Source organism: Bacillus sp. Xin1 (assembly GCF_013314535.1).
GTDB lineage: Bacteria > Bacillota > Bacilli > Bacillales > Bacillaceae_G > Bacillus_A.
Map to the genome: position 1 here is coordinate 24,061 of NZ_JABUAE010000021.1, position 26,172 is coordinate 50,232.

The following is a 26,172-nucleotide window of genomic DNA, read 5'->3' on the forward strand; positions in this document are numbered from 1 at the left end:
CATTATTTACAGCTAGTTCTTACAATAAAATGAAACTTTAATCAGTGGGGTTTTCTTCATCCCCCATCTATCTTCTCCGTTTCTCTCTGAATCTTGAAGTAGGAGTCTTACTGCCCGTTAATGCGGGATAAATAGATTATTAGAGAAAAAATACAAATAATATCGCAATCAATGAAAGAATAATCCATTGTATTCACTCTCTAATAACGTATGAGAAAAAGCGTTTATCCCTCTAACAAAGATAAGCTATTTCCCAACTTCGAAAACTTGTTATACACTAGAAAAATAGCAAGCAAACTATTCAATAGCAGGTGAAAGAATATGTATGATGTTACAATCATTGGTGCTGGAGTAAGTGCTGTTTTTATGGCTTATGTACTAGCTAAAAGCGACAAAAAAATTTTAATTCTTGATAAAGGCAAACCATTAGAACATAGAAATTGTCCTTTAGATACGGGCAATTCATGTACTTGTAATACATGTGATAAATATTTTGGCTTTGGTGGTTTAGGGAAATCTGAAGGGAAATTTAATTACACAAATGGGTTCGGAGGAGAACTGGAACAAAAAGTAGGTAAAAAAACTTTTCTAAAACTAATGGATGAAGTAGACGAGATTCTATGTCGGTTTGGCGGAAACATAACTCCAAAATATTCAACAGAGAATCAAAGCCTTACCCAAAAAGCTGAAGCGTGCGATTTACAGATGTTATCAACACAAGTAAGACATCTAGGTACTACACTTTCAACAAACATTTTTCAGCAACTCTATGAATTTTTACGTACCAAGATAGATATCCAATTTCATATAGATGTACAATATATTGTTAAGCAGGAGCAACATTTTAAAATAACTACAAATCAAGGGGTTATTCACTCTAGACAGGTGGTATTTGCAACTGGGCGTTCTGGGGCAGACTGGTTAAAAGAAAAATGCTCTTCTCTTGGAATTGTACAGGAGCAAGCTCGTGTAGATTTAGGTATCAGAGTAGAGATGAAAGAATATCAGCTACGCTCGATATTAAAAGACACATTTGAAACAAAACTTTCTTATCAACATAAAAATTTCACAGCAACTACTTACTGTATGAATCCAAAAGGACGTATTATTCGTAAGTATGAAGAAGGTTTAGTTATGCCCGACGGTCAAAACTTTCGAGAGCAAGATAATGGCACTTCTAATTTAAATTTCACTTTATTTATTCCACGCTATTTCCATACTCTCAAAGAGGCCAATTTATACGCAAAAAAAATTATTAGAGGAATTAATCAGGGACGAGATCGAATTGTTGTGCAGCGCTTAGAGGATTTATTAAAAAAACAACCTACAGTAGAAAGAATGATGAAATATAATCGTATACAACCTACACTACAGGGAGATTATGGAGATCTTAATAAAGAAATTCCTCCATTATATATTGAAGCCCTCAAAGAATTTTTGTTACGTTTAGAACAATTTATCGAAGAACCTATTGACAAGGATACACTACTATATGGGATTGATGGGAAGTTTTATGCTCCTACGATTAAAATCATCGAAAGATTTGAGACAACTATTAAAGGATTATATTTGATTGGAGATTGTTCGGGCATTACTCATTCATTATCTCAAGCAGCAGCAAGTGGTCTGTATGTTGGAGAGTATTTATCACATCATTCAACACCTTAATTATATACACTATTTAATCCTACACTTACGATAAATAACAACTCATTATATAAAGTGAAATTTCCATCAATGCGGGTGCTTCATTCCCTACTGGAGGTTATCTTTTACCAATCGGGGTCCTACTGCCCTAAATTTGCGGGATACAATACAGCTTTTAAATTTACTTACAAATAAAAAACAACCAACTACTTCATGAGATAGTTGGTTGTTCTTCCCATTATAATAATTTGAATTGCTTGTTTCATTAGGATACTATTTTCAATTGATTTGAAAATAGTATCCTAATGAAATATGACTAATTACTTATTTCACCTATCATATGTAAATTTCGTTTTATGGGAGAAACAAGGACCTTTCTATTTTTCACATCGTATAACCCAATTGGTGTCATTCTAATGAAAGGTAGATGTGTTGCAGAGAAGAATAATAACGTAAAGGACGGGTCATTAAAGTGATAACCTCGTTCCTGAAGTAATTTCACCATCATTTTCTCTTCCTGTATTAAGGAACTCATTTCTAAGTCGGACATGATCCCTAATAAAGGTAGAGAAATTTCATGTAAAATTTTATTCCTTTCAGTTATTACTATTCCACCACCGATTTCTTTCACTCTTTTAAAAGCACTTCGCATATCTTCTTTACTCTTTCCAATAAGAATGATATCACCCGTACCGGAATAAGAGCTTGCAAAGCCTCCTAATCGATTTGCAAAACCTTTCACTACTGTATTAACTCGCCAAGTACCATCACGAGCAATCATCATAAGGAAACATTCATCATGTTCAAAAGAAAGTTCATCACAGTTTAAATCAATTTCACTAACATATGGCTTTGTAATAACATTATTCAATAACTTTATACCATTTGCATCAGAAAAAATCATATCTTCTTTCTGTAAACACCAGTCTAATTGTAAAGGAACTACTTGGAATTTATCCCATTCTACGTTTAATGATTCATTTTTATTTATTCCATCACGTTTAATCCATTGTCCTTTTGCAATAACACTAATTGGAGTAGGATTTTCTTTACTTTCCAATATATTAATATTAGCAATTCTTGCTGTAGCAATCGTACCATGTAGATGCTCCATATTATAATAACGAGCAATATTATAACTTGCCATATGATAAGCATCTATTAATGGGATTCCTTGTTTTATTGCTATTGCAATCATTGTATCATTCATACCATTTTCATAAAAAGACGGGTGCGAACCGTCTGTTGTAAAGAAGAATCTATCAAATTGACGAACACCTAATTCCAGTAATTCTTTTAGTAAAATTTTTAAATCCGGTCGGATAGAAGAGTTTCTAAGAGATACTGTGTAACCATGCATAAGACGTGTTAAGGCTTCCTGACCTGTCATTGCTTCATGATCACAATCAGTCCCCAGCAACATTAGCTTTGCTAAAGTTGTTTCGGATGCTCCTGGAAAATGCCCTTCTACTTTTTTCTTTAACCTTTTTGTTTCCTGTATCCAAGATAGCATCTGTTCATCGCCATTTAATAATTTCGGCCATGCTGTTAGTTCACCACCTTGAAGAACTGCTTCATGCTTAAGCCATGCCAATATTTCCTCATTGTTAAATATCAACCTATCATTTTGCAATTCGCTTTGCCCATCGTAACGGCACCACCAATACATACTTGCAGGAATAGTTTGTAACTCATCTAATAAACCAAATGCTACTTCACGTTGTAGTTCAAAAAATATAGTCAAATTATCGTTAATTAAAGTTGTTGTACCTAATTGCATCGCATGATTCGCTAATGTCTGAGGATTATATAATTGATAAGGGTGTGCATGCGGTTCGATATAACCAGGTACTACATACTTTCCATGACAATCAATTACTTCACAATCACTTAGTTGTTGTGGCAATTTTTCTCCTACATATATAATACGATCATCAAAAATCCAAATATTGGCCATAACCCAATCACGCATATATGAATTTAAATAGGTCGCATTCTTTAATAAGATATGCGGACTTCTAGTACCTTCAAGTATCTCAACATGTTTTCTTATTTGTTTATTAGACCATCCAAAGTGACTTTGTAGCAATATATTCCCCTCCATATCAACAAGCTATTATCTTCGTATTCAGCTTGTAGTACATCATTTAAATTAACTAACACTAAATCAAAATTAAAAAGTCATAGACTATCATTTATAAGATAGTCTATATTAATAATCCTATCCTTTAAAACACAAAAATTCAAATTATTCAATTAAATAGTGATCTTTACGATAAGAAACAGCTTCCCTTGTTGCTATCAGATTTTGCTCATCTAAAATATTAAATGGAAGTAATTAAAAACCCAATTGCACTAACATCATATAGATGATTGTTCCCCCAGCTATGGAGAAAAGCATTTGTCTCTTCCAGAAGTGAAGCAATACTACCACTGTTACCGCAATCAGTTCAGGAACGCCATGACTACCGGATAATAAGTTCACATCCTTGAAACAGTAAATGACTAAAAGACCTATCACCGCCGAAGGTAGTACCTGCCGAGGTACTGGATATACTGTGGTGTAGGTTTACCTGACGGAAAAACTACAAATGGAAGAAACCTTGTAAGCATTGTACCTAAAATAACCATGGCAATTATGATAATTTGCTGTAATAAACTCATCGTCATACGATGAGTTGAAAATAGGATTAGAAACATTAAGACAATATCTCAGCTAATTTAAAAGCAAAAAAATCCAATACTAAAAACCTTACGAAACATCTCATCAATTTATATATTAAGCCAAGAAACAGGCCACCTTAAAAAAGATAAAATGAACATTTTTGTTACATAAGAAGAAAACGTCTATCAAGATAGTCAACAACTGTATCATTTACTCTATAAGAAAAAAATATATATTTAAACATAAAAACAAAGAGCCCTCCGAAAACAACTTTTCGGAGGGCTCTTTAATTCAGAAACTTTTACTTCCTAAGAATAACGGATATATCTTTTTATAAACGGTACACAACTACTACATAACCCGCTTAAACATCTTCTCCAGTTCATAAGTCGAATGATGCACAAGAATCGGTCTACCATGCGGACATGTGTATGGATTTGTTGTTGTACGCAGTTCTTCCAGTAAAGCAAAGATTTGATCGTTTGTTAAATATTGATTCGCTTTAATTGATGCTTTACAGCTCATCATGATGGCTGCTTCTTCACGTAACTTTTTAATATCGACTTTTTTTAGTTTAACGACTTGCTGCATCATTTCGTCAATAATCTCTGTTTCTTTCCCTTTTGGAAACCATGTTGGATGTGAGCGAACAATAAAGGATTGATGACCAAATTGTTCTAGGAACAATCCTACCTTTTTCAATTCCTCTAATTGTTCTTCGACACGTAAGAATTCAGTAAGCGATAAATCAATACGATATGGTACAAGTAACTCCTGTACTTCTTGTGTTACTTGACCTACTTTATCACGGAAATATTCATAATTAATTCGCTCTTGCGCTGCATGCTGGTCAATCATATATAAGCCTTTATCATTTTGAGCGAAAATATAAGTTCCATGCATTTGCCCAATTGGATAAAGCGGTGGTAAATCGTTTCCGTTCATTTCAATTTCTTGGATTTCTTCCTCTTCTTCTAATTCAAACTCATCATCGCTGCTACCCCAATCTTTTGCTTCTGAAAGTGATTCTTCAATGATTGGCTTAGACGGTTGCCATTTATTTTCTTCTCTTACTAAAGACTCAGGAGGCTGCCATTCTTGCTTCGGTGGTTGCCAAAGTTGCGGCGCGGGCTTTTGTTTTATTGTACTCACTTCTTCTTGCTTCTCATCCATCCCAGTTGGTAAGACGATATTAGGCATAGGTGGCTCTTTGGGCTTTGTATGCTCAAAATAGAATTGTTCTTGCACACTTTGGTCTTTTTCTTTTTTCTTCGTTGTCACTCCAGCATCTGGAATAAGTTGTATTTTTTTAAATGCATCTTGTAATGTGCTTTCGATTAATTGCAGGAGTTCCTGCTCTTTACTAAAACGCACTTCTAATTTTGCTGGATGGACGTTAACGTCAACTAGCATTGGATCCATCTCAATCGATAAGAAACCGATTGGATAACGCCCAACTGGAAGCAATGTATGATACCCTTGCTGGATTGCTTTCATTAGTACATAGTTTCGAACGTAGCGGCCATTTACAATCGTTGACATGTAGTTACGAGATGCTCTCGTTACTTCAGGCAATGTGACATAGCCACGAATGGTAAAATCTAATGATTCTGCTTCAATCGGAATTAATTTTTTTGCAACTTGAATACTGTAAATAGCTGCAAGTACTTGTCTCACATCACCATTTCCAGATGTATGAAGCAATTTTTTCTCATTATGAAATAGCTTCAAAGATACCTCTGGATGGGACATTGCAATGCGATACACAATGTCTGTAATATTACCAAGCTCTGTATGAATTGTTTTCATATATTTAAGGCGCGCGGGCGTATTAAAAAACAGGTTTTGAACTGTAATATCTGTTCCTTTACGGCTCGCTGTTTTTTCCTGCTTTATAATGTCTCCACCTTTAATAACAAGATGTGTACCTGGTGCATCTCCTGTGCTTGTGATTAACTCTAATTCACTAACAGATGCAATACTTGGCAATGCCTCGCCACGGAAACCTAACGTCCGGATTCGAAACAGATCATTTTCATCCTTAATTTTGCTTGTTGCATGTCGTTCAAAGGCAACAATACAATCTTCTTCATCAATGCCATCCCCATTATCGATGATGCGAATCTTCGATAACCCAGCTTCTTCTAAGTGGATTTCAATAGATGTACTATTCGCATCGATGGAATTTTCGACAAGTTCTTTTACAACCGAAGCCGGGCGTTCGACTACTTCTCCAGCTGCAATTAAGTTTGAGAGTTGATCATCGAGTTTGCGAATTTTCCCCATCTACTTACTCATCCTTTCTTTAACTTTTTCTGCAAACGATACAATTCATTTAACGCTTCTAAAGGCGTCATATCAAGTAAATCAATTTTTTTGATTTGTGTTAAGACCGCTGCTTCTTTTTGATCCAGTGCAGGCTTTTCTTGTTTTTCAGGAGATTGTTCTGCTGCAAAGAAAGATAGCTGTGATTCTTCTGCTTCTTCGTTCTTCTTTGGTATTGTTTCTACCTCTTCTTTTACTACAGCTGGTTCTTGAACAATTTCTTCTTGGACTTTAACTTCTGCACGTTTCGGAATGATGATCTCCTCTTGCCCTTCTAACTGTGCTAATACTTCCTTTGCACGAGCAATTAAACTATCTGGAAGTTCAGCAAGCTGAGCAACGTGAATACCATAACTTTTATCCGCTGCACCGTCTTGAATCTTATGCAAGAAAACAACTTTTCCATTTTCTTCAATAGCTGAAACGTGTACGTTTTTCAGTTGTTCTAAACTTTCTTCTAATACAGTCAATTCGTGGTAATGCGTTGAGAATAGTGTCTTCGCTCCAATTTGGTCATGAATATGCTCGATGATTGCTTGTGCGAGTGCCATACCATCATACGTAGATGTACCGCGGCCGATTTCATCAAATAAAATTAAACTTCTTTCTGATGCATTCGCAATTGCATTTTTCGCTTCTAGCATTTCGACCATAAACGTACTTTGACCTGAAATTAAATCATCTGCTGCACCAATCCTCGTAAAGATTTGATCGAAAACTGGTAATACAGCTTCTGTTGCAGGTACAAAGCAACCGATTTGCGACATAACAGTAACAAGTGCTAATTGACGCATATACGTACTTTTACCAGACATGTTTGGACCTGTAATTAAAAAGACATCCATGTTTTCAGGCATCACACAATCGTTTGGAACATACAATTTGCCGTTCAATACTTTTTCTACGACAGGATGACGACCATCTTTTATAAAGATTTCACGCTTATTTGTTAAAACTGGTTTTACAAATTGTTCTTCTTCACTCACTGTAGCAAAACTTTGCAGTACATCTAATTCACTAATTACTTTCGCTAAGTGCTGTAATTTAGGAATAAACACTTTTACTTCTTCACGAAGTGCAGTAAATAAATCATATTCTAACTGTACAATTTTTTCTTCTGCCTCTAAAATCAATGTTTCTTTTTCTTTTAATTCATCTGTAATGAAACGCTCCGCATTTGCAAGCGTCTGTTTGCGCTCATAACGCCCTTCTGGAAGCGAAGCAAGGTTTGCCTTTGTTACTTCAATATAGTAGCCAAAAATACGATTGTAACCAATCTTTAACGATTTAATTCCCGTAATATCACGTTCGCGTTTTTCAAGCTCTGCAATCCATGTTTTTCCGTTCTTACTAACATAACGATATTCATCTAGCCTGTCATTATAACCATCTTTTATAATATCTCCATCTTTTATAGAAAGCGGTGGGTTTTCTTGGATACTTCTATCTAGTAACTCTGTTAAACTTTCACATGGATCAGCGCCTTGAATTAATCTTGCCGCATAAGAATTGTCTAACAGACTAACTGCCTCTAAAATGGTCGGAACTTGCAATAGAGAACGTTTTAATTGCAGTAAATCGCGCGCATTGACGCTACCATATGCGACTTTTCCCGCTAAACGCTCTAGGTCATACACTTCTTTTAGTTTTTCTTTTAAATCTTCACGTAAGAAATAGTCATTCACAAATGTTTCAACCATTTCTAGACGCTCTTCAATTTTTTCTTTTTGTATAAGCGGGCGTTCCATCCACTGTTTTAGCATACGGCCGCCCATCGCTGTTTTGGTTTTGTCTAATAGCCATAATAAAGAGCCTGTTTTTTCTTTTGTTCGAAGTGTTTCTGTTAGCTCTAAATTACGCTTTGAATGCACATCAATTTTCATAAATTGATTGGTATAATAAATATCTACCGGCTGCAGGTGATCTAATGAACGTTTTTGTGTTCTTAATACATAATTTAATAATCGCCCTACTGCTGTAACTAATTTCGTTTGGGTTACATTTTTCACAAGATGCTCTAATCCTTCAGGTACTTTCGTTTCATCTTCATAAGAGATTGTCATCTTTAATGTTTCCGTCAGCTTACTTAGCTCATCTTTTGAAAATGTAGAATCCACAACAATTTCTTTTGAACCTGTTGCATAAACTTCTAACAGTACATCTTCTACAGAACCTGTTAACAGTGTTACTGTATTTTGCCCTGTTGTTAAATCATTACAAGCTAATGCATACGAACCATCTTCAAAATGAGTTAACGCAGCTAAAAAGTTATTTTCTTTTTCATCAATCGTACGCCCCTCCATCATGGTTCCTGGCGTAATTAATTGAACAACTTCACGACGTACAACACCTTTTGCTGTTTTCGGATCTTCTACTTGTTCACAGATTGCAACTTTATATCCTTTTTCAACGAGCTGTTCAATATAATTTTTCGCTGCATGGTACGGAACACCACACATCGGTATTCGATCACTGCTCCCCCCATCTCGGCTAGTTAGCGTAATTTCAAGTTCATGAGCTGCCTTAACTGCATCTTCAAAAAACATTTCATAAAAATCACCTAAACGAAAAAATAAAAAGGCATCTTGATAGTCTGCCTTGACCTTTAAATATTGTTGTATCATAGGGGTATACTGGGCCATTTGTTTCCTCCATACTTCATAAAAATGTGCTATATATTTAAATGCCGCACTTCACGGACACTCTTATCTCCTCTTTTAGGAGCCTCTCTCTTCATTATAGCACATTTTTATAAGGAAACATGTTCATTCAGCTTATGTAAAAAGCTAGGAAGAATTTCTCCCTAGCTTTCTATTACTCTTCTTCTGCTTCTACAATAAAGTTTGGATCTAACTCTTCAAATTCATCATCATCTACTTCAAAATCTTCCTCATTCTCTGGACATCCATCTGGATTTACATTTACACAAATTTTTGTTTCACCGACAACTTCTGTTACAAATTCACGCTCTACAGTTACAACAATCTTGTTACCATTTGGTGAAACGATCGCTTCTAAACAATTTGGATGTTGAATAACGCGAGCAATAATTTCTAAATCTTCACCTGAAAAATTTTTGTCACGATATCCAACATTTACTTCATCCGTGTAACTAACACGTTCTGTTACAACTTCTGTTTTTGTGTTTTCATCAAATGAGTACCACGTATTCACATCGTAGTATCCTTCAATTTCTACAGACTTCCCATTCTTTCTTGCTTCATATGTGTGATTAATTACCCAACATCCGAGAATACTTGTCGGCTCATGATTTGATTCACATGTATGCGTTGATTTTGTATACTTACGTCCTTTGCCCACTACTGCCTTTGTAATAATCTCTCTAAATTCGGACATTCGGAACCCTCCTCAATCAATATTCACTTAATCATATGCGTGACAATAGCGGAATGTGTCATTCTTTTTTTGACAAAAGACTATAGAGTTGAATAAAAATAAAAAAGAGATGCCTATAAGGCATCTCTCCTAACAACCACAATTCCCTTTTTTACTCTCTATTTCAGCACCGGTTTCACCTTTTAACACATTACCACCAGTTGAAATTAAAATTTCATCCGTTACGTTATTAGAAATGGTACTTGCTACAAGTTGCAGTAAATCATTTACATATGTTTGTGAAGATTTGAATTCCTGTACAACCGGAATGCTATCCAGTTTATCTTGCAAGGCGTCTATTTCCGCTTCTACTTTTTTCAACGCTTCCCATTTACCATAATGTTGTAAGTTTACAGCTTGTTTTTGCAGTGCCTTAATTTCATCAATTGCACGTTTCACATTTTCATTTTTATGAATTTGTGCTTCTGCACGTTTAAAGAAATCCACTTCTTCTGTTTCAGAAATCATTTTCGCTAATTCTTTCGCTTGCTCGACAATTTCATCTTTTGTATAAATCTTCATCTATTATTTCACCTCGATCGGCTCCTCAACCAATTCCCCGTTTAGAGACCAAGTTTTTGCTTCCGTTACTTTTACTTTTACAAGCTGACCGATTGCAGATTTTGGAGCTACGAAGTTTACAAGCTTATTAGTACGTGTATAACCTGCAAGCACATCAGGATTATTCTTACTCTCTCCATCAACTAATACTTCAACAATTTGACCTACATATCGTTTATTCTTTTCCATAGAATATTCATTCACTAATGTATTTAAGCGTTGCAAACGCTCTTTTTTTACTTCCATCGGTACATTATCCTTCATTTTTGCAGCAGGTGTACCTTCACGTGGAGAATAAATAAATGTAAATGCACTATCAAAACCTACTTCACGATATAACGACATCGTTTCTTCAAACTGCTCGTCTGTTTCATTTGGGAAACCAACGATAATATCAGTTGTTAATACTGCATTCGGAATCGTTTCTTTAATTTTACGTACAAGTTCTAAATAATGCTCCCGTGAATATTTACGTGCCATAATTTTTAGCATATCTGTACTTCCCGATTGCACTGGTAAGTGGATATGTTCAACTAAATTACCGCCTTTTCCAAGCACTTCAATTAAGTGATCATCGAAATCACGTGGGTGACTTGTTGTAAAGCGAACACGTGCTATATCAATCTTACGAAGTTCATCCATTAAATCGCCAAGACCATATTCTAAATCTTCAAAGTCTTTACCATATGCGTTCACATTTTGACCAAGCAGCGTAATTTCTTTATATCCATTTGCCGCTAAATGACGAATTTCATTAATAATATCCTCTGGGCGACGACTACGTTCTTTACCGCGTGTATATGGTACGATGCAATATGTACAAAATTTGTCGCATCCATACATAATATTTACCCATGCTTTAATATCGCCACGACGTACTTTCGGAAGATTTTCAATTACATCTCCTTCTTTAGACCAAACCTCAACAACTGTCGCTTTTGAGAACATCGCATCTTTTAAGATGTACGGCAAACGATGAATATTATGTGTACCAAATACCATATCTACATGCTGATTTTTTTGCATAATTTTGTTTACAACAGATTCTTCCTGAGACATACAACCACACACACCGATTAAAAGATCAGGGTTTCTTTGTTTTAATGGTTTTAAATGACCAAGTTCCCCAAATACTTTATTCTCAGCATTTTCACGAATGGCACAAGTATTTAATAGAATCACGTCTGCATCTTCTGTCGAAAATGTTGGTTCATATCCAAGCGCTGTAAAAATACCAGCCATTACTTCCGTATCATGCTCATTCATTTGACATCCGTAAGTACGGATATAAAACTTTCTTCCAGCACCAAAGTTACGAAACTCTTCTGGCAAACCAAAATCACGCTCAATTTTCACTTCTTCTTTCCCGCGTTTTTTCGCATCCTTTAAGGAAGGTGGCTGATATACACTTTCAAAGTATTTACTATAATCTTTTTCTTCTTTTTTCATAGAAGAATTCGCTTGTTGACTTGCTAATCGTTGTTGCTCGTTCATGGGTAATCTCCTTTCAACCTTAACTATACACACTCTGTAGTCCATTTTAATGACAATCAGACCCATCTTAAAGATTAGAATAGTTTGAGAGATAGCTTGCCCCTTGAAATTCAAGTAATCGATCTAACCATTCATAAGAATAGAGTCTTCCCGACACGAATAGACATTCCCTTTTTTGTTGTTTTAACCTTGTCCTTTTAAAAAGCATATTGCTTTATTCCTATACACACTACCATAGTATAAAGTGTTTAGCCAAATTTAACAACAAAGAGACCGTATCATACCCACGTACTACAGCACACAAACCAACTTTTCTAACAAGACGACACTTCTATTATTTTAACATTCTGAATCTTTATAGTAAACAAAAAAAGCCGCCGTTAAGCAGCTTTTTTATCCCGCATTAACGGGCAGTAAGACCCCCACCTCAAGATTCAGAGAGAAACGAGGAAGATAGGTGGGGGATCAACTGCCCGTAAAAGCCCGATTGGTGAGGGCTAATAATCAGTGGGGGATGAAGAAAACCCCCACTGATTAAAGTTTCACTTTATAATCAATAAATAATTATTAAATACGAAAGAATGCATGTTTTTTTATTACGATTACATAAATTCAGCAACAAGTTCATCGAACATTTTTTGATCCATTTGTAAGTCTGCTTGCACTAAAGGCTTTTCGCTATATCCCTTTACAAGCTCTTGGTAAGAAGGCTGCTCTGTGTTTTGATAAATTAAGCCCGTTACTAAACCTTTGTTTTCCATTAACGTTTGCATAGCAATCATACGATTAGATGGATCGTATCCTTCTACTGTGCTGAGTTTTGTTAAATTCTCTTTAAACCAGTCATACGTATTTATTTTATTATAAGTTACACATGGGCTAAATACGTTAATTAATGAGAACCCTTTATGCTGAATACCAGCTTCAATCAGCTGTGTTAATTCTTTTAAATCACTAGAGAAACTTTGAGCAACAAATGTCGCACCAGCTGTTAATGCCATTTCCATTACAGATAAAGCTGGCTCAATTGAACCTTGTGGTGTACTTTTCGTTTTAAATCCCGCTTCACTACGTGGTGAAGTTTGACCTTTTGTTAAACCGTAAATTTGGTTATCCATAACGATGTACGTAATGTCAATGTTACGACGAATGGAATGAATGGTATGTCCCATACCGATCGCAAAACCATCTCCATCACCACCAGATGCGATAACTGTTAAATCACGGTTTGCCATTTTTACCCCTTGTGCTATTGGAAGTGCACGTCCATGAATACTATGAACGCCATATGAATTAATATAGCCTGAAATACGACCTGAACAGCCGATACCTGAAATAACAGCTAACTCATCTGGATTTAAACCAACGTTCGCAGCTGCACGTTGAATTGCCGCTTGCACTGAGAAGTCACCGCAACCTGGACACCAGTTTGGTTTTACGCTGTTACGAAAGTCCTTAAATGTTGCCATTTAATACAACCCCTTTTTTGCATTCGTTGTAAATTTCTTTTGGTAAGAATGGATTTCCGTCGTATTTTAACAGACTAGAAATTTTCTCTCCATTACCAAGATTCATTTTCATAATGTTAGCAAGCTGACCTGTTGCATTATTTTCCACAACAACAACGCGCTTTGCACCCTTCACAAGGGGAAGGATTTCATGTGTTGGGAACGGATGAATTAAACGGACGTGAGCATGATTTACTTTTAATCCTTCTTGCTCTAAACGCTCCATCGCTTCTTCAATTGCACCACGAGTAGAGTTAAAACCTACTAATAATACGTCAGCGTCATCATGCTTGGCATTTTTGTATACAGGGGTATTAAATTTTAAATTCTCCATTTTACGGAAACGTTTGTCCATTTGTGCTTTACGATTCAGTGCTGATTCAGATGGTTTACCAGTTTCATCGTGTTCTACGCCTGTAACATGGTGAACACCATTTTTCATGCCAGGTAAAACGCGTGGTGAAATACCATCTTCTGTCACTTCGTAACGTTTAAAGTAAGCTTTATTTTCACGCTCTGGTAACTCTGCTTGTAAATCAAGTTTACCGCGGCGAATTTCTACTCGGTCTAACTTCAGTGGTTCTACTGTTTGTTTCCCTAAAGAAAGCTGTAAATCTGTTAAGAAAATAACAGGAACTTGATATTCTTCTGCTAAGTTAAACGCTTCGACAATGTCATAAAATGCTTCTTCAACAGTACTTGGTGCCATTACGATTTTTGGAATTTCACCGTGTGTACCGTAAATCATTGCCATTAAATCTGATTGCTCTTGTTTTGTTGGCAAACCAGTACTTGGACCACCACGCTGGGTATCAACGATAACAAGCGGTGTTTCTGTAATACCAGCTAAACCAATTGCTTCCATCATTAAAGATAAACCTGGCCCTGCTGATGCAGTTAGCGTACGTACACCGGCATAGTTTGCACCAATTGCCATTGTACAAGCGGCGATTTCATCCTCTGTTTGGATGACTGTTCCGCCTACCTTAGGAAGTTTTTTAATTAAATATTCCATAATTTCGGATGCAGGTGTAATCGGGTATGCTGACATAAAGCGTGCACCACCAGCTACTGCCCCGAATGCAATTGCATCGTTACCGATCATAAACATACGTTTTTGACCATCAGCTTTTTCAAGCTGCATCATGTTTACTTTCTCACCAAGTAATTCTTTCATATATTGAGAGCCTTGCTTAATTGCTTCCATATTCTTCGCAACAACTTGCTCTCCTTTGCGACCGAAAATTTCATCAACAACTTCTAAATATACAGTTTCATCTAATCCTAATACTGCACTAGATGCCCCGACAGCAACCATGTTTTTCATTAACGATGTACCTAGCTCAGAAGCAATATCTGTAAATGGTATTGCGTATAGATTTACATCTGAATTTTCTGGTATATTCGGATTAAATTTTGCATCTGCAACAACAATTCCACCTGGTCGTAGCTCATGGAAGTTAAAATCAATTGTTTCTTGATCAAAAGCAATTAAAATATCTAAATCATCTGATATCGCGCGTACTTCAGTTGTACTTACGCGAATTTTATTATTAGTATGACCACCCTTAATTCGTGATGAAAAGTGGCGGTAACCGTAAAGGTAATACCCTAAGCGGTTTAATGCAATACAGAAAATTTCTCCTGTACTTTCAATTCCTTCACCTTGTTGTCCTCCAACTTTCCATGAAAGTTGACTAATCATCTCCTACACCCCTTTTGGCTGCATTCATTGTAGTGTATTTTTTTACAGTATTAGTGTAGCACTTTTTATACAAAGAAACTACAATGGACGCAAATTATACCTCTTCAGATTTCCCTGAATGTTTTGCGTAATCTTAATTCGTCTACAATTCTAGCCTTACAATGAAAAAAATGCAATAATTTGGCTCGATTTTTTATTTGAATTTTTTAATTTTTCTAAATTTTTATCCTCAAATTAAAATACATTATAAAATAGATAACTAGAAAGAAATATGATTAATGAAATTATCATATAAAAAGCTTTGAACATGCGTTTCACTGTATCGTTTACTCAGTTCATTGATTACATTTTCATAACGCCGATATGCTTCCACACCGACAACCGTTTCTGTGATACCATCAAAATCCGAACCAAATCCTATATTACGCTCTCCTCCAAGTGAACAAATGCGTTCCACATGCCGTAATATGTCATCCATATAAGCAGGCCTATGATTAGTTAAAAACTCTGGAACAAATGTTACACCAATTACACCATCTTTTTGAATAAGTGCTTGTACTTGTTCATCTTTCAGATTACGCGGGTGTTGACAAAGCCCATAGCAATTTGAATGTGACGCAATTGGATGTTGAGCAATTTCCATCACATCCCAAAAACCTTTTTCATTTAAATGAGACACATCTGTCCATAAACGAAACGCATTCAATTCTTCTACAACTTTCTTACCAAATGTAGTAAGTCCTGCTCCTCTTGTTTCCAACGCTCCATCAGCTAATAAATTCGCATGATTCCACGTGAGTCCCATAGATCGAACTCCTAAACGATAGAGAGTGCGTAATTTGATCATTTCTTTTCCAATTGCTTCGCCACCTTCTAATGTTAAAATGGCACCAATTTCGTTTGCTCCTAACTGCTCTATATCTTTTTTTGTCTGAATCAATCTCATGCTCGGCAACGATAAAATCTGGTTATAAAATATATCTATCATAGATAACGCAGCTTCAAAACGTCGCTCATACGAAACGCTTTCAGGTACGTATATCGCAAAGCATTGTATGCTTCCTTTTCTTTTTTCCAATTGTTCAAATGTAATATGTAGAGACGGATCATTTTGAAAATTCTTCTTTCCTTTTGCATTCCATAATTGCCATAGTACATCACAGTGTGCATCAAACACTTTCACTTTTATTCCCCCTTCCCCATAAAAACAACCTGTTTGCATGGAAGCAAACAGGTTGTTCAAACTTAACGAGGTTCTACAATTAATTTTATTGCTGTACGTTCTTCACCATCAATCATAATGTCTGTAAAAGCTGGGATACAAATCAAATCCAAACCACTAGGCGCTACAAACCCTCTTGCAATTGCTACTGCCTTCACGGCTTGATTTAATGCACCTGCGCCAATAGCTTGGATTTCTGCTGTTCCGCGTTCGCGAATCACTCCAGCAAGTGCACCGGCTACAGAGTTAGGGACCGAAGTTGCTTTAACTTTTAATATTTCCATTCCTCGTTTCCTCCTCGTTTCTTTAAAAAGTATTAGCGATTATTTCACTTTAACTTATATTCACGAGGAAAGACATGTATTCCTGCTAAATTTCTGTAATTTTTCTAAAAAATTAAAATATAATGTTTTTTCTAACTTTTAAAAGATATTATTCGAAAAATGGCTGATCATCATTAATTAAAATACGTTCAATCTTCTTCGCTTTTCCTGTATTTGGATCCACATCAATTAATACTGCACTTAACTGTGTTCTTCCGTTTGTTACTTCAAAACGTACAGGTAAATTCGTTAAAAACTTCTTCAGTACAGCTTCACGATCCATACCTAAAATCCCATCATATGGACCAGTCATTCCAACATCTGTAATGTAAGCTGTTCCGCTTGGTAAAATACGATTATCTGCTGTTGGAACATGTGTATGTGTCCCTACTACTGCTGTAGCACGTCCATCTACATACCAACCAAGTGCTTGTTTTTCACTTGTTGTCTCAGCATGAAAATCAATAAAGATAATATTCGTGCGCTTTTTTGCAATATTAATTAATTCATCCACTTTTCGGAATGGACAATCAATTGGAGGAAGGAACGTACGCCCTTGTAAGTTAATTACCGCTACTTCTGTACCGTTACAATTTACAAAAATAAGTCCTTTTCCTGGTGTCCCCTCTGGGAAATTAGCTGGTCTTGCAAGATATTTTGCATCATCTATAAATTCAAATACCTCACGATTATCCCAAGCATGATTCCCAAGCGTAACTGCTTGTGCACCACACTCTAAAAAGTTTCGGTAAATTTTCTCTGTAATACCACGACCACCCGCAGCATTTTCTCCATTAATAATTGTTACTGTAGGCGTATATTTTTTCTTTAACGCTGGTACGTATTGTTGAATCATACCTCTTCCAGGGGATCCTACTACATCTCCAACAAATAATATTCTCATATCTATTACCCTTCCTATGTACTATATAAATACAAATTAAAAAACAACATAAAACCCTTCTTTTTAGATGGGAGAGCGCATCCAGCCATGCATAGGAGCGGTCAGATCCTTTTTCTGCCCCATGCCAAGTGAAAACAAAAAGAAAAAACGAGTATAGATTACCTTTTGTTATCCATTAGCCGTGGCTTATACGTCGAAAAATCAAAATGGATTTATATACTTATTTTATTACTACCTTACAAGTTGTTTACTTATAAGAAAAACAAACTGCTCATTTAAACTTTTCTTCTATTCTAGCCAATTAGAATTGAAATCGAATAAAGGTGATTTACAAACGCTTTATTTTATATTACCCAATTCCAACACAAAAAAATAAAGTGGTATTTCACCACTTTATTTTGCGTATTCCACTGCACGTGTTTCACGAATAACTGTTACTTTAATATGTCCTGGATAATCCAGTTCATTTTCAATACGTTTTCGGATATCACGTGCTAAACGATGAGCTTCTAAATCATCGATTGTATCTGGTTTTACCAAGATGCGAACTTCGCGTCCTGCTTGAATTGCAAAGGATTTCTCCACTCCTTCATAGGATTCTGAAATCTCTTCTAACTTTTCAAGACGGCGAATATAGTTTTCCAATGTCTCACTACGAGCTCCTGGTCTTGCAGCTGATAGCGCATCCGCTGCTGCAACTAAAACTGCAATAATGGAAGTTGGCTCTGTATCACCATGGTGAGATGCGATACTGTTAATAACAACTGGATGCTCTTTATATTTCGTTGCGAGTTCAACACCAATTTCAACGTGACTGCCTTCTACTTCATGGTCAATTGCTTTTCCGATATCATGCAATAGACCTGCACGTCTCGCAAGCTTTTCGTCCTCGCCAAGCTCCGCTGCCATAAGTCCTGCTAAATACGCTACTTCCATAGAGTGTTTTAACACATTTTGACCATAACTTGTACGGAATTTCAAACGACCTAAAATCTTGATTAAATCTGGATGTAATCCATGTACACCCACTTCAAATGTCGTTTGTTCTCCCACTTCACGAATATACTCATCCACTTCACGTCTTGATTTCTCAACCATTTCCTCAATACGCGCTGGGTGAATACGTCCATCCTGAACGAGCTTATCAAGAGCGATACGAGCTGTTTCACGACGAATTGGATCAAATCCTGATAGGATTACCGCTTCTGGCGTATCATCAATAATAAGGTCAATACCCGTTAACGTTTCTAACGTACGAATATTGCGTCCTTCTCGTCCGATGATACGTCCTTTCATTTCGTCATTTGGAAGATTTACAACCGAAACGGTTGTTTCAGCAACATGATCAGCTGCACATCTTTGCATTGCAAGAGATAAAATCTCTTTTGCTTTCTTATCCGCCTCTTCTTTCGCACGAACTTCACTTTCTTTTACCATAACGGCAATTTCATGAGAAATTTCACTTTCCACTTTTCCTAAAATGATTGCTTTCGCTTGTTCGCGTGTCAGATTGGAAATGCGCTCTAATTCCGTTTGTTGCTTTTGAACTAACTCTCCCACTTTGCTTTCCAACTCTTCAATCTGTTGTTGTCTCGCTACAAGAGATTCCTCTTTCTTTTCTAACATTTGCTCGCGTTTATCGAGCGTCTCGTCTTTACGATCAAGGTTCTCTTCTTTTTGCATTAAACGATTTTCTTGTTTTTGTAATTCGCTTCTACGGTCACGAATTTCTAATTCAGCTTCTGTACGAAGTGTATGAATTTCATCCTTTGCTTCTAAAAGCGCTTCTTTCTTAAGTGCCTCTGCTTCACGATTTGCATCTTCTAAAATGCGTCTCGCTTCGTTTGCTGCACCATTAATCTTCGCTTCTGCAATAGACTTTCGAACAAAAAAGCCAACAACTGCACCGACTGTTGCAAGCAAAATGGAGATGAGTACCCAAACTGTACTACTCATGATTTCACCTCCCCTTGCTATGAATGAAAAAAGACTGTCGGCATGTACATTGATTTGCAACGTACAGCAAAGACCGTCGCCCCGCTTTTTTAAGGGACTTTCTTCATTTCACAATTAAAATGTCATATTATTATTTCGAAAAGGTATAGAACCTACTCCGAATGTTACTTCTCTTCTAGAGAAGAGTGTATCGTATATAAGAAAAAATATACATTCTCATTGTATCTATCGCATTTTTCATTGTCAAGCGTTGTCTACTTTTACTTTCTTTACCTTTGTCATGAAAATCTTCTTTTAACGAAGAAAGTTTATATTCACCAATGATGCCAGCCCTTACCAAATCAATTTGCATATGTGAGAGTACCTTAACAAAAAACCTCATTACATATTATTGCAGGATAAAAAATAAAAGACACGAAATCGTGTCTTTTATTAGTCAAGAAGAGTTCCTTCTTCTGTGCTCTCAGTTGCAGCATCTTCACCAATCCCATGATGTTCACGGATAAAGAAGGCAATTTCCTCCCTTATATCTTGATTTTCTTTTAGGAACTGCTTCGCATTTTCACGCCCTTGTCCTAAACGTTCTTCATTATAAGAATACCAAGCACCGCTTTTTTGAACGATATCAAGTTCAGAAGCCATATCTAAAATTTCACCTTCTCGTGAAATACCTTCTCCGTACATAATATCCACTTCAGCAACACGGAAAGGAGGTGCTACTTTATTTTTTACTACTTTTACTTTTGTTTTATTACCAACAATGTCGTTACCTTGTTTTAATTGCTCCGCGCGACGCACTTCTAGACGAACTGTTGAATAGAATTTCAACGCACGACCACCTGGAGTTGTTTCTGGGTTCCCGAACATAACCCCAACTTTTTCACGAATTTGGTTAATGAAGATTGCAATTGTTTTTGACTTGTTGATTGCACCAGAAAGCTTACGAAGTGCTTGTGACATTAAACGCGCTTGTAAACCGACGTGAGAGTCACCCATTTCCCCTTCGATTTCTGCTTTTGGTACAAGAGCTGCTACAGAGTCAATTACGATGATATCGATCGCACCGCTTCGTACTAATGCTTCTGCGATTTCTAAACCTTGTTCTCCTGTATCAGGCTGTGATAATAATAACTCATCAATATTAACACCTAACTTTTGTGCATATACCGGATCCATCGCATGTTCTGCATCAATAAATGCTGCTTGTCCACCTTGACGTTGCACTTCTGCAATCGCATGTAAGGAAACCGTTGTTTTACCAGAGCTTTCAGGTCCATAGATTTCAATAATACGACCTCGCGGATAACCACCAACACCTAAAGCTACATCAAGTGCTAACGAACCACTTGGTACTGTAGAAACTCTACGTTCTGCCTGTTCTCCTAACTTCATAATGGAACCTTTACCGAATTGCTTCTCTATTTGTTTTAACGCCATATCTAATGCCGCTTGACGATCACTCATTCAAAATTCCTCCTTAGCTGAATTGCTAATCTTATTATACCTATTTTCATATCAATTTGCCAACAAAAATCGAACATTTATTCGATTTTTTTATTTTCTATAGAAGAATGTATGATTTTTCAGTACAAAAAAGCTAGAAGAGAGTTAAAGCTCTTCTAGCTTTTTATACAAATGATAAAATCCATATTTTACAGAGCGTTCTCGGATTTGCTGACGACTTCCACTTAATATGAGAGGATATACAAGCGTAGGTTCATCCTTGATTGATAGACCTACAAAAACAGTCCCCGGTTCTTTATTTTCTGAAGCATCTGGTCCCGCCACTCCAGTAAAGCTAATTCCAATATCCGCCTTCAATTGTGCCTTTACATTTTCAGCAAGATAACGAGCACATTGTTCACTTACAGCACCTACTGTTTGCAGTACTTCTACAGGCACTTGCAACATATGTTGCTTCACATCATTATGATAGCAGATGACTCCACCTTTAAATACAGAGGAAACACCCGCATTTTCTGTTACTTGATTACCGAATAGCCCGCCTGTTAAACTTTCTGCACAAGCTAAAGTCAAACCTTTTTTCTTTAATAAATCAATCGCTTTATTATGAAGAAAATCTTGATTATATCCGTAGAAAAATTCTCCTACTCTTTCTAAAATCAAATCCTCCGTCTGCTGTATAAGCGCTTTTGCTTTCTTTACATCTTGATGTTTAGCAGTTAAACGAAGCGTTACTTCTCCATCCGAAGCAAGTGGTGCAATCGTCGGGTTTGTTTGATTATCTATTAAATCTTGAACTTTCACCTCAAGTTGGGATTCTCCAATGCCGAAAAAGCGCAGAACACGAGAATGTATTTGCTCTTCAGTTGTAAACGTACGTAAAAACGGCTCTACATAGCTCGTATACATCGGTTGCATTTCTTTTGGTGGACCAGGTAACAAAACATACACTTTCTCGTTCTTAGCTAAGCCCATACCTGGTGCCATACCATGGTCATTTGCAAAGACAGTCGAGCCTTTTAAAACAAGTGCTTGTTTCTTATTATTTTCTGTGAATTCACGTCCTGTGCGTTTAAAATACTCGCCAATTGACGTTAATGCCACTTCATCATAAACAAGTTCTTCTTGTAAGGTTGAAGCAATGGTTTCTTTCGTTAAATCATCTTTTGTCGGTCCTAATCCACCAGTAAAAATGAGAATATCTGCACGCTTCTCAGCAATTTGAATCGCTTCTTGTAAACGGTGATTATTATCACCCACAACAGTATGATAATACACATTCATTCCGATGGAAGCTAACTTTTCAGATAAAAACTTCGCATTTGTATTTGTAATTTGTCCGAGTAACAATTCTGTTCCAACCGCAATAATTTCGGCATTCATTCCGATTCCCCCGTAAGCTGTTATTTTGAATTTACAAAAGCAGCTCTATTTTTCCAGAAATAATCCCAGCCAGAAATAACTGTAAAGATAAGTGCAATCCATATGAAAATATCCGCAACCGGAATATGGATTAAATTTAACGGTACATCATGCAATAAATATGCTGAGATCGCAATAATTTGTGTCCATGTTTTAATTTTCCCTAGCATATTGGCTGCAACAACCTCACCAGTTCCAGCCAATATAAGACGTAATCCTGTTACAGCAAACTCACGGCTAATGATTACAATAACAATCCAAGATGGAACATATTGCATTTCTACTAATGTAATAAGCGCTGCTGAAACAAGTAACTTATCAGCTAAAGGATCAAGAAACTTACCTAGATTCGTTACGAGATTATACTTTCTTGCATAATGTCCATCAATCCAATCTGTAGCTGAAGCAACAATAAAAATGATTGCCCCTACTAAATGTTGAATTGGTAAATCTACATTTCCAACTGTATATGTTCCCCAGTTAAAAGGAGCTAACATAATTACTAAAAAAATTGGAATTAAGCAGATTCGAGATATTGTAATTTTATTTGGTAAATTCACAGCTATTCCTCCATCATGTCAAAAACATTTGTTCATTGGAAAAAAGTCATCGAAGCGATGACTGTTATTGTGCAGGTTGCCCTATCCCTAGATTTTTAATCACTAATCTTTGGTGATATTCCTTTTCTGGATCTAATGGGAAAGCAACAACTTGGCCATTCAGTTTAATTTCAACATTCGGTGCACTTCCAATGTTGAGAAGTACTTCTTTTGCTGTTGTTAAATCATGTTTTTCTGTTTGACCTTCTTGAAGTGTACCATTAAAAACGACATTTCCACCTTCATTTTTAATGTCTACATAACTTGCACCCTTCGCTGTAATTTCTAACTCCAGTGCTTTATTATTATGAATTTCCAAAGTAGATACCTTTCCACTTGTTCCAACAACCTTCACTTCTTCTTGTCCAGCAGACGGTTGTTGTGCTGGTGGTTCTTCTTTCTTTGGCTCTTCTTTTTTAGTTTCTTCTTTTTTAGGCTCTTCTGCTTTTACTTCTTCTTTCTTTTCATCAAGCGGAGAATTTTTCGCCTTCTGTACTTCTATTTGTTCGCTTTTACTTTGTTTTACTTGTCCTTCATCTTTTCCCGCTAACCATTGGAAAACAAACCACACTACTACTCCTACTGCAATTACCAATAATGCAATTAATATTTTAGGCATATGATCTGCTATTGGAAGCGATGCTGCTTTTTGCATCGTTTCTTGCGTCTTTTGACTCTTTGATACTTGCGGTACATCATGAGATTCGGATTGTGGTATTACACTTTGATACTCTACAAGTAACTCTTCTCCGTTTAGACCAACCGCGTCCGCATATTGTTTAATAAATGCACGTGCATAAAATGCACCAGGCAATATACTATAATCGCCCTCTTCAATTGTTATTAAATAACGTTTTTGAATTTTCGTAACCTCATGTAGCTGATCAATAGACAAGCCTTTCGCTTCTCTTGCTTCCTTCAGCTTTTGTCCTAATTCCGTCACTACTAACACCTCAATATTTCTTTAAAAGTCAAACATAGAGAAATTATTTTGCGCTCCTTGCTCAATTTCATCTACTAAATTATATTGAATTTCTTCATCATAATCGTTACGCAATTCAATAATATAATCAAAATCATCAAGTGTATATTCTGATTGACTCACAAATATATCTGGATGTTCGACAACTTTAGTTGCGGGTAATCTCATAATTTCACGAACGAGCTGCCAATGCCTTTCATTCGCACGCTTTGTTGAAACAATGCCGTCTAATATAAAAATATTATCGTCACTATACTCATCTTCAATCAATTGACTACGTACAGTTTGTTTAATAAGAGTAGACGAAACAAAAAGCCAACGCTTATTTGCACAAACGCTTGCAGCAACGATAGATTCTGTTTTTCCAACACGAGGCATTCCTCTTATCCCGATAAGTTTATGTCCTTCTTTTTTCATGATTTCTGCCATAAAATCAACGAGCAACCCGAGTTCATCACGTACAAAACGAAATGTTTTCTTATCATCTGCATCTCGCTGTATGTACCTACCGTGCCTAACTGCCAACCTATCTCTGAGCTTTGGCGGACGATATTTCGTTACCGTTATATTATCCATCGTATTCAAAATTGATTCAAGTCTAGAGATTTGCTCTTGATTATCACACATAAGCAATAATCCACGCCGAGCATTATCTACACCATTAATTGTGACAATATTAATGCCAAGCATACCGATTAACGAAGAAACGTCACCAAGCAAGCCAGGTCGGTTTTTATGTATTTCATACTCAAAATACCATTCAATCATCAGACGTCACTCCCCTTGCTTACTTTACCTACGTACTATATTATATGATTTTACGTTAATAGGGAAGATAAATGTACAATTGAAGCATGGTATTTTCAATACCTAAAAAAAAGAGAGGATTTTCTCCTCTCTTTTTTTACTTATGCTGTACAAACTTAACCATTAAATTAGCAATTGTATGTTGTTCTTGTTCATCAGCGACTTTCCAAAGCTCCGCCAATAATTTTTCTTGATCATTTCGTGCCTCTACTTCATTTGCCAAATAATCGCCTACACGGAAGGCCATATCTGAAACCGCACCACCATCAAGTCCTTTTCCTTGTGCCTGTTCTAAACGCTCTCCTAAAAAGCTTTTCCACTGGTCAAAATTATCTAGTACTGACATGATTAAGCACCTCACTATTAAGTAATCGAATCATGTTTAATTTGTGCAATTCCTCATTTTTTATGTACAATTTTTTACTTTAACAATGCCAGCCGCCATTCACTCCAATAATTTGTCCTGTTATATACGAAGACCCTGGTGATACAAGGAAGGAAACAGTTTTTGCCACTTCTTCTGGAAATCCAACCCTTCCAATTGGAATCTCTTCTGCAATTCCTTTCTTTTCCTCTTCTGAAAACACACTTAACATTTCCGTCTCTATTGCTCCTGGTGCCACTGCATTTACACGTATACCACTTAGCGCAACCTCTTTTGCAAGTGCTTTTACATATGAATTTTGTGCACCTTTTACCATAGAATATAACACCTCACAAGAAGCTCCTACTTGTCCCCATATAGAGGAAATAACAACGATATTTCCTCTTCGTAGGCGAATCATCGATGGAAGCGCAAGTGAAAAAAGATTATAGACGCTCTTCACTTGCAATTCCATCATCTCATTCAATTGCTCATTCGTCACATCTGTCACTAAACCAAATATACTTTTTCCAGCTGCATACACAATAACATCAAGAGGATGATGGATTTGTGCCCAGAGCTTTTGCACACCATCTGGCGTAGCTAAATTTGCTCGAACTGGAATAATGGCACCTAGCTCACGCTTTAATCCATTTATTTTTTCTACACTCTTGTTGTAATGAACATACACCGTATAACCATCTTCAACTAATTGTTTTGAAATTGCAGAGCCGATTCCTCCGCTTCCTCCAGTCACTAATGCAAACTTTTTCATATATACCCTCTCTTATCTTTCCTCTACAGAAAAACTCTTTCAAATCACTAATC

Annotated in this window: 20 protein-coding genes and 1 pseudogene; 1 reads left to right on the plus strand and 20 read right to left on the minus strand. The window is 36.4% G+C overall.

The features are described from left to right. Nucleotides 1–321: 321 nt before the first annotated feature. A complete protein-coding gene (locus HRG09_RS17585; protein WP_174102192.1) occupies nt 322–1,668 on the plus strand; it encodes an NAD(FAD)-utilizing dehydrogenase in 1,347 nt (448 codons plus the stop codon). A 295-nt stretch (nt 1,669–1,963) separates the two neighbouring features. Here the strand turns inward: HRG09_RS17585 and HRG09_RS17590 are convergent, their stop codons facing one another. The 20 genes and pseudogenes from HRG09_RS17590 to ymfI all read right to left on the minus strand — a co-directional run bounded on the left by HRG09_RS17590 (nt 1,964) and on the right by ymfI (nt 26,119). Then, on the minus strand, nt 1,964–3,736 hold the full coding sequence (locus tag HRG09_RS17590) for an adenine deaminase C-terminal domain-containing protein (protein WP_174102193.1): 1,773 nt from the start codon (nt 3,734–3,736) through the stop codon (nt 1,964–1,966). 249 nt (nt 3,737–3,985) lie between these two features. After that, a pseudogene (locus HRG09_RS17595) lies at nt 3,986–4,317 on the minus strand (branched-chain amino acid transporter permease). A 346-nt stretch (nt 4,318–4,663) separates the two neighbouring features. After that, the gene (gene mutL, locus HRG09_RS17600) at nt 4,664–6,598 is read right to left on the minus strand and encodes a DNA mismatch repair endonuclease MutL (protein WP_174102194.1); all 1,935 of its coding nucleotides are present in this window, start codon (nt 6,596–6,598) and stop codon (nt 4,664–4,666) included. An 8-nt stretch (nt 6,599–6,606) separates the two neighbouring features. Then, nucleotides 6,607–9,279, minus strand: coding sequence for a DNA mismatch repair protein MutS (gene mutS / locus HRG09_RS17605; RefSeq protein ID WP_174102195.1), 2,673 nt, complete (start codon nt 9,277–9,279; stop codon nt 6,607–6,609). A 172-nt stretch (nt 9,280–9,451) separates the two neighbouring features. Further along, nucleotides 9,452–9,994, minus strand: a complete 543-nt coding sequence (cotE, locus tag HRG09_RS17610; RefSeq protein ID WP_174102196.1) for an outer spore coat protein CotE — start codon at nt 9,992–9,994, stop codon at nt 9,452–9,454. Nucleotides 9,995–10,123: 129 nt separating this feature from the next. Beyond that, the gene (locus HRG09_RS17615; protein WP_174102197.1) at nt 10,124–10,555 is read right to left on the minus strand and encodes a YlbF/YmcA family competence regulator; all 432 of its coding nucleotides are present in this window, start codon (nt 10,553–10,555) and stop codon (nt 10,124–10,126) included. Nucleotides 10,556–10,558: 3 nt separating this feature from the next. Beyond that, nucleotides 10,559–12,088 carry a tRNA (N6-isopentenyl adenosine(37)-C2)-methylthiotransferase MiaB gene (miaB, locus tag HRG09_RS17620; RefSeq protein ID WP_174102198.1) on the minus strand — a complete coding sequence of 510 codons (1,530 nt, stop codon included), beginning with the start codon at nt 12,086–12,088 and terminating at the stop codon, nt 10,559–10,561. 602 nt (nt 12,089–12,690) lie between these two features. After that, entirely contained in the window at nt 12,691–13,557 is an 867-nt protein-coding gene (locus tag HRG09_RS17625) for a 2-oxoacid:ferredoxin oxidoreductase subunit beta (protein ID WP_174102199.1), read from the minus strand. Continuing rightward, a complete protein-coding gene (locus HRG09_RS17630) occupies nt 13,544–15,301 on the minus strand; it encodes a 2-oxoacid:acceptor oxidoreductase subunit alpha (RefSeq protein ID WP_174102200.1) in 1,758 nt (585 codons plus the stop codon). Before HRG09_RS17630 ends, HRG09_RS17625 begins: the two co-directional genes overlap by 14 nt. 259 nt (nt 15,302–15,560) lie before the next feature. Continuing rightward, nucleotides 15,561–16,523, minus strand: a complete 963-nt coding sequence (locus HRG09_RS17635) for a dipeptidase (protein ID WP_174102233.1) — start codon at nt 16,521–16,523, stop codon at nt 15,561–15,563. Nucleotides 16,524–16,546: 23 nt separating this feature from the next. After that, nucleotides 16,547–16,807, minus strand: a complete 261-nt coding sequence (spoVS, locus tag HRG09_RS17640; RefSeq protein WP_000404341.1) for a stage V sporulation protein SpoVS — start codon at nt 16,805–16,807, stop codon at nt 16,547–16,549. A gap of 148 nt (nt 16,808–16,955) precedes the next feature. After that, on the minus strand, nt 16,956–17,750 hold the full coding sequence (locus HRG09_RS17645) for a TIGR00282 family metallophosphoesterase (RefSeq protein WP_003199419.1): 795 nt from the start codon (nt 17,748–17,750) through the stop codon (nt 16,956–16,958). A 393-nt stretch (nt 17,751–18,143) separates the two neighbouring features. Then, the gene (gene rny, locus HRG09_RS17650) at nt 18,144–19,706 is read right to left on the minus strand and encodes a ribonuclease Y (RefSeq protein ID WP_000099780.1); all 1,563 of its coding nucleotides are present in this window, start codon (nt 19,704–19,706) and stop codon (nt 18,144–18,146) included. A gap of 432 nt (nt 19,707–20,138) precedes the next feature. Continuing rightward, nucleotides 20,139–21,170 carry a recombinase RecA gene (gene recA / locus HRG09_RS17655; RefSeq protein ID WP_174102201.1) on the minus strand — a complete coding sequence of 344 codons (1,032 nt, stop codon included), beginning with the start codon at nt 21,168–21,170 and terminating at the stop codon, nt 20,139–20,141. Nucleotides 21,171–21,314: 144 nt separating this feature from the next. Beyond that, entirely contained in the window at nt 21,315–22,553 is a 1,239-nt protein-coding gene (locus HRG09_RS17660; RefSeq protein ID WP_174102202.1) for a competence/damage-inducible protein A, read from the minus strand. Between the two features lie 20 nt (nt 22,554–22,573). Beyond that, a complete protein-coding gene (gene pgsA, locus HRG09_RS17665; protein ID WP_001052962.1) occupies nt 22,574–23,152 on the minus strand; it encodes a CDP-diacylglycerol--glycerol-3-phosphate 3-phosphatidyltransferase in 579 nt (192 codons plus the stop codon). Nucleotides 23,153–23,216: 64 nt separating this feature from the next. Continuing rightward, complete coding sequence (locus tag HRG09_RS17670; RefSeq protein ID WP_174102203.1) at nt 23,217–24,143, minus strand: helix-turn-helix domain-containing protein; 927 nt, start codon at nt 24,141–24,143, stop codon at nt 23,217–23,219. 12 nt (nt 24,144–24,155) lie between these two features. Continuing rightward, complete coding sequence (locus HRG09_RS17675) at nt 24,156–24,941, minus strand: DUF3388 domain-containing protein (protein WP_174102204.1); 786 nt, start codon at nt 24,939–24,941, stop codon at nt 24,156–24,158. Nucleotides 24,942–25,077: 136 nt separating this feature from the next. Beyond that, a complete protein-coding gene (locus HRG09_RS17680; RefSeq protein ID WP_000114454.1) occupies nt 25,078–25,326 on the minus strand; it encodes a DUF3243 domain-containing protein in 249 nt (82 codons plus the stop codon). A gap of 79 nt (nt 25,327–25,405) precedes the next feature. Next, entirely contained in the window at nt 25,406–26,119 is a 714-nt protein-coding gene (gene ymfI, locus HRG09_RS17685) for an elongation factor P 5-aminopentanone reductase (protein ID WP_174102205.1), read from the minus strand. Nucleotides 26,120–26,172 lie beyond the last annotated feature (53 nt).

Excerpts from the sequence above, each read along its gene's own strand:
- HRG09_RS17585 (WP_174102192.1), top strand. The coding sequence starts at position 322 with ATGTATGATGTTACAATCATTGGTGCTGGAGTAAGTGCTGTTTTTATG.
- mutL (WP_174102194.1), bottom strand. The coding sequence starts at position 6,598 with ATGGGGAAAATTCGCAAACTCGATGATCAACTCTCAAACTTAATTGCA.
- mutS (WP_174102195.1), bottom strand. The coding sequence starts at position 9,279 with ATGGCCCAGTATACCCCTATGATACAACAATATTTAAAGGTCAAGGCA.
- cotE (WP_174102196.1), bottom strand. The coding sequence starts at position 9,994 with ATGTCCGAATTTAGAGAGATTATTACAAAGGCAGTAGTGGGCAAAGGA.
- HRG09_RS17615 (WP_174102197.1), bottom strand. The coding sequence starts at position 10,555 with ATGAAGATTTATACAAAAGATGAAATTGTCGAGCAAGCGAAAGAATTA.
- miaB (WP_174102198.1), bottom strand. The coding sequence starts at position 12,088 with ATGAACGAGCAACAACGATTAGCAAGTCAACAAGCGAATTCTTCTATG.
- HRG09_RS17625 (WP_174102199.1), bottom strand. The coding sequence starts at position 13,557 with ATGGCAACATTTAAGGACTTTCGTAACAGCGTAAAACCAAACTGGTGT.
- HRG09_RS17630 (WP_174102200.1), bottom strand. The coding sequence starts at position 15,301 with ATGATTAGTCAACTTTCATGGAAAGTTGGAGGACAACAAGGTGAAGGA.
- HRG09_RS17635 (WP_174102233.1), bottom strand. The coding sequence starts at position 16,523 with ATGCAAACAGGTTGTTTTTATGGGGAAGGGGGAATAAAAGTGAAAGTG.
- spoVS (WP_000404341.1), bottom strand. The coding sequence starts at position 16,807 with ATGGAAATATTAAAAGTTAAAGCAACTTCGGTCCCTAACTCTGTAGCC.
- HRG09_RS17645 (WP_003199419.1), bottom strand. The coding sequence starts at position 17,750 with ATGAGAATATTATTTGTTGGAGATGTAGTAGGATCCCCTGGAAGAGGT.
- rny (WP_000099780.1), bottom strand. The coding sequence starts at position 19,706 with ATGAGTAGTACAGTTTGGGTACTCATCTCCATTTTGCTTGCAACAGTC.
- recA (WP_174102201.1), bottom strand. The coding sequence starts at position 21,170 with ATGAGTGATCGTCAAGCGGCATTAGATATGGCGTTAAAACAAATAGAG.
- HRG09_RS17660 (WP_174102202.1), bottom strand. The coding sequence starts at position 22,553 with ATGAATGCCGAAATTATTGCGGTTGGAACAGAATTGTTACTCGGACAA.
- HRG09_RS17675 (WP_174102204.1), bottom strand. The coding sequence starts at position 24,941 with ATGATTGAATGGTATTTTGAGTATGAAATACATAAAAACCGACCTGGC.
- HRG09_RS17680 (WP_000114454.1), bottom strand. The coding sequence starts at position 25,326 with ATGTCAGTACTAGATAATTTTGACCAGTGGAAAAGCTTTTTAGGAGAG.
- ymfI (WP_174102205.1), bottom strand. The coding sequence starts at position 26,119 with ATGAAAAAGTTTGCATTAGTGACTGGAGGAAGCGGAGGAATCGGCTCT.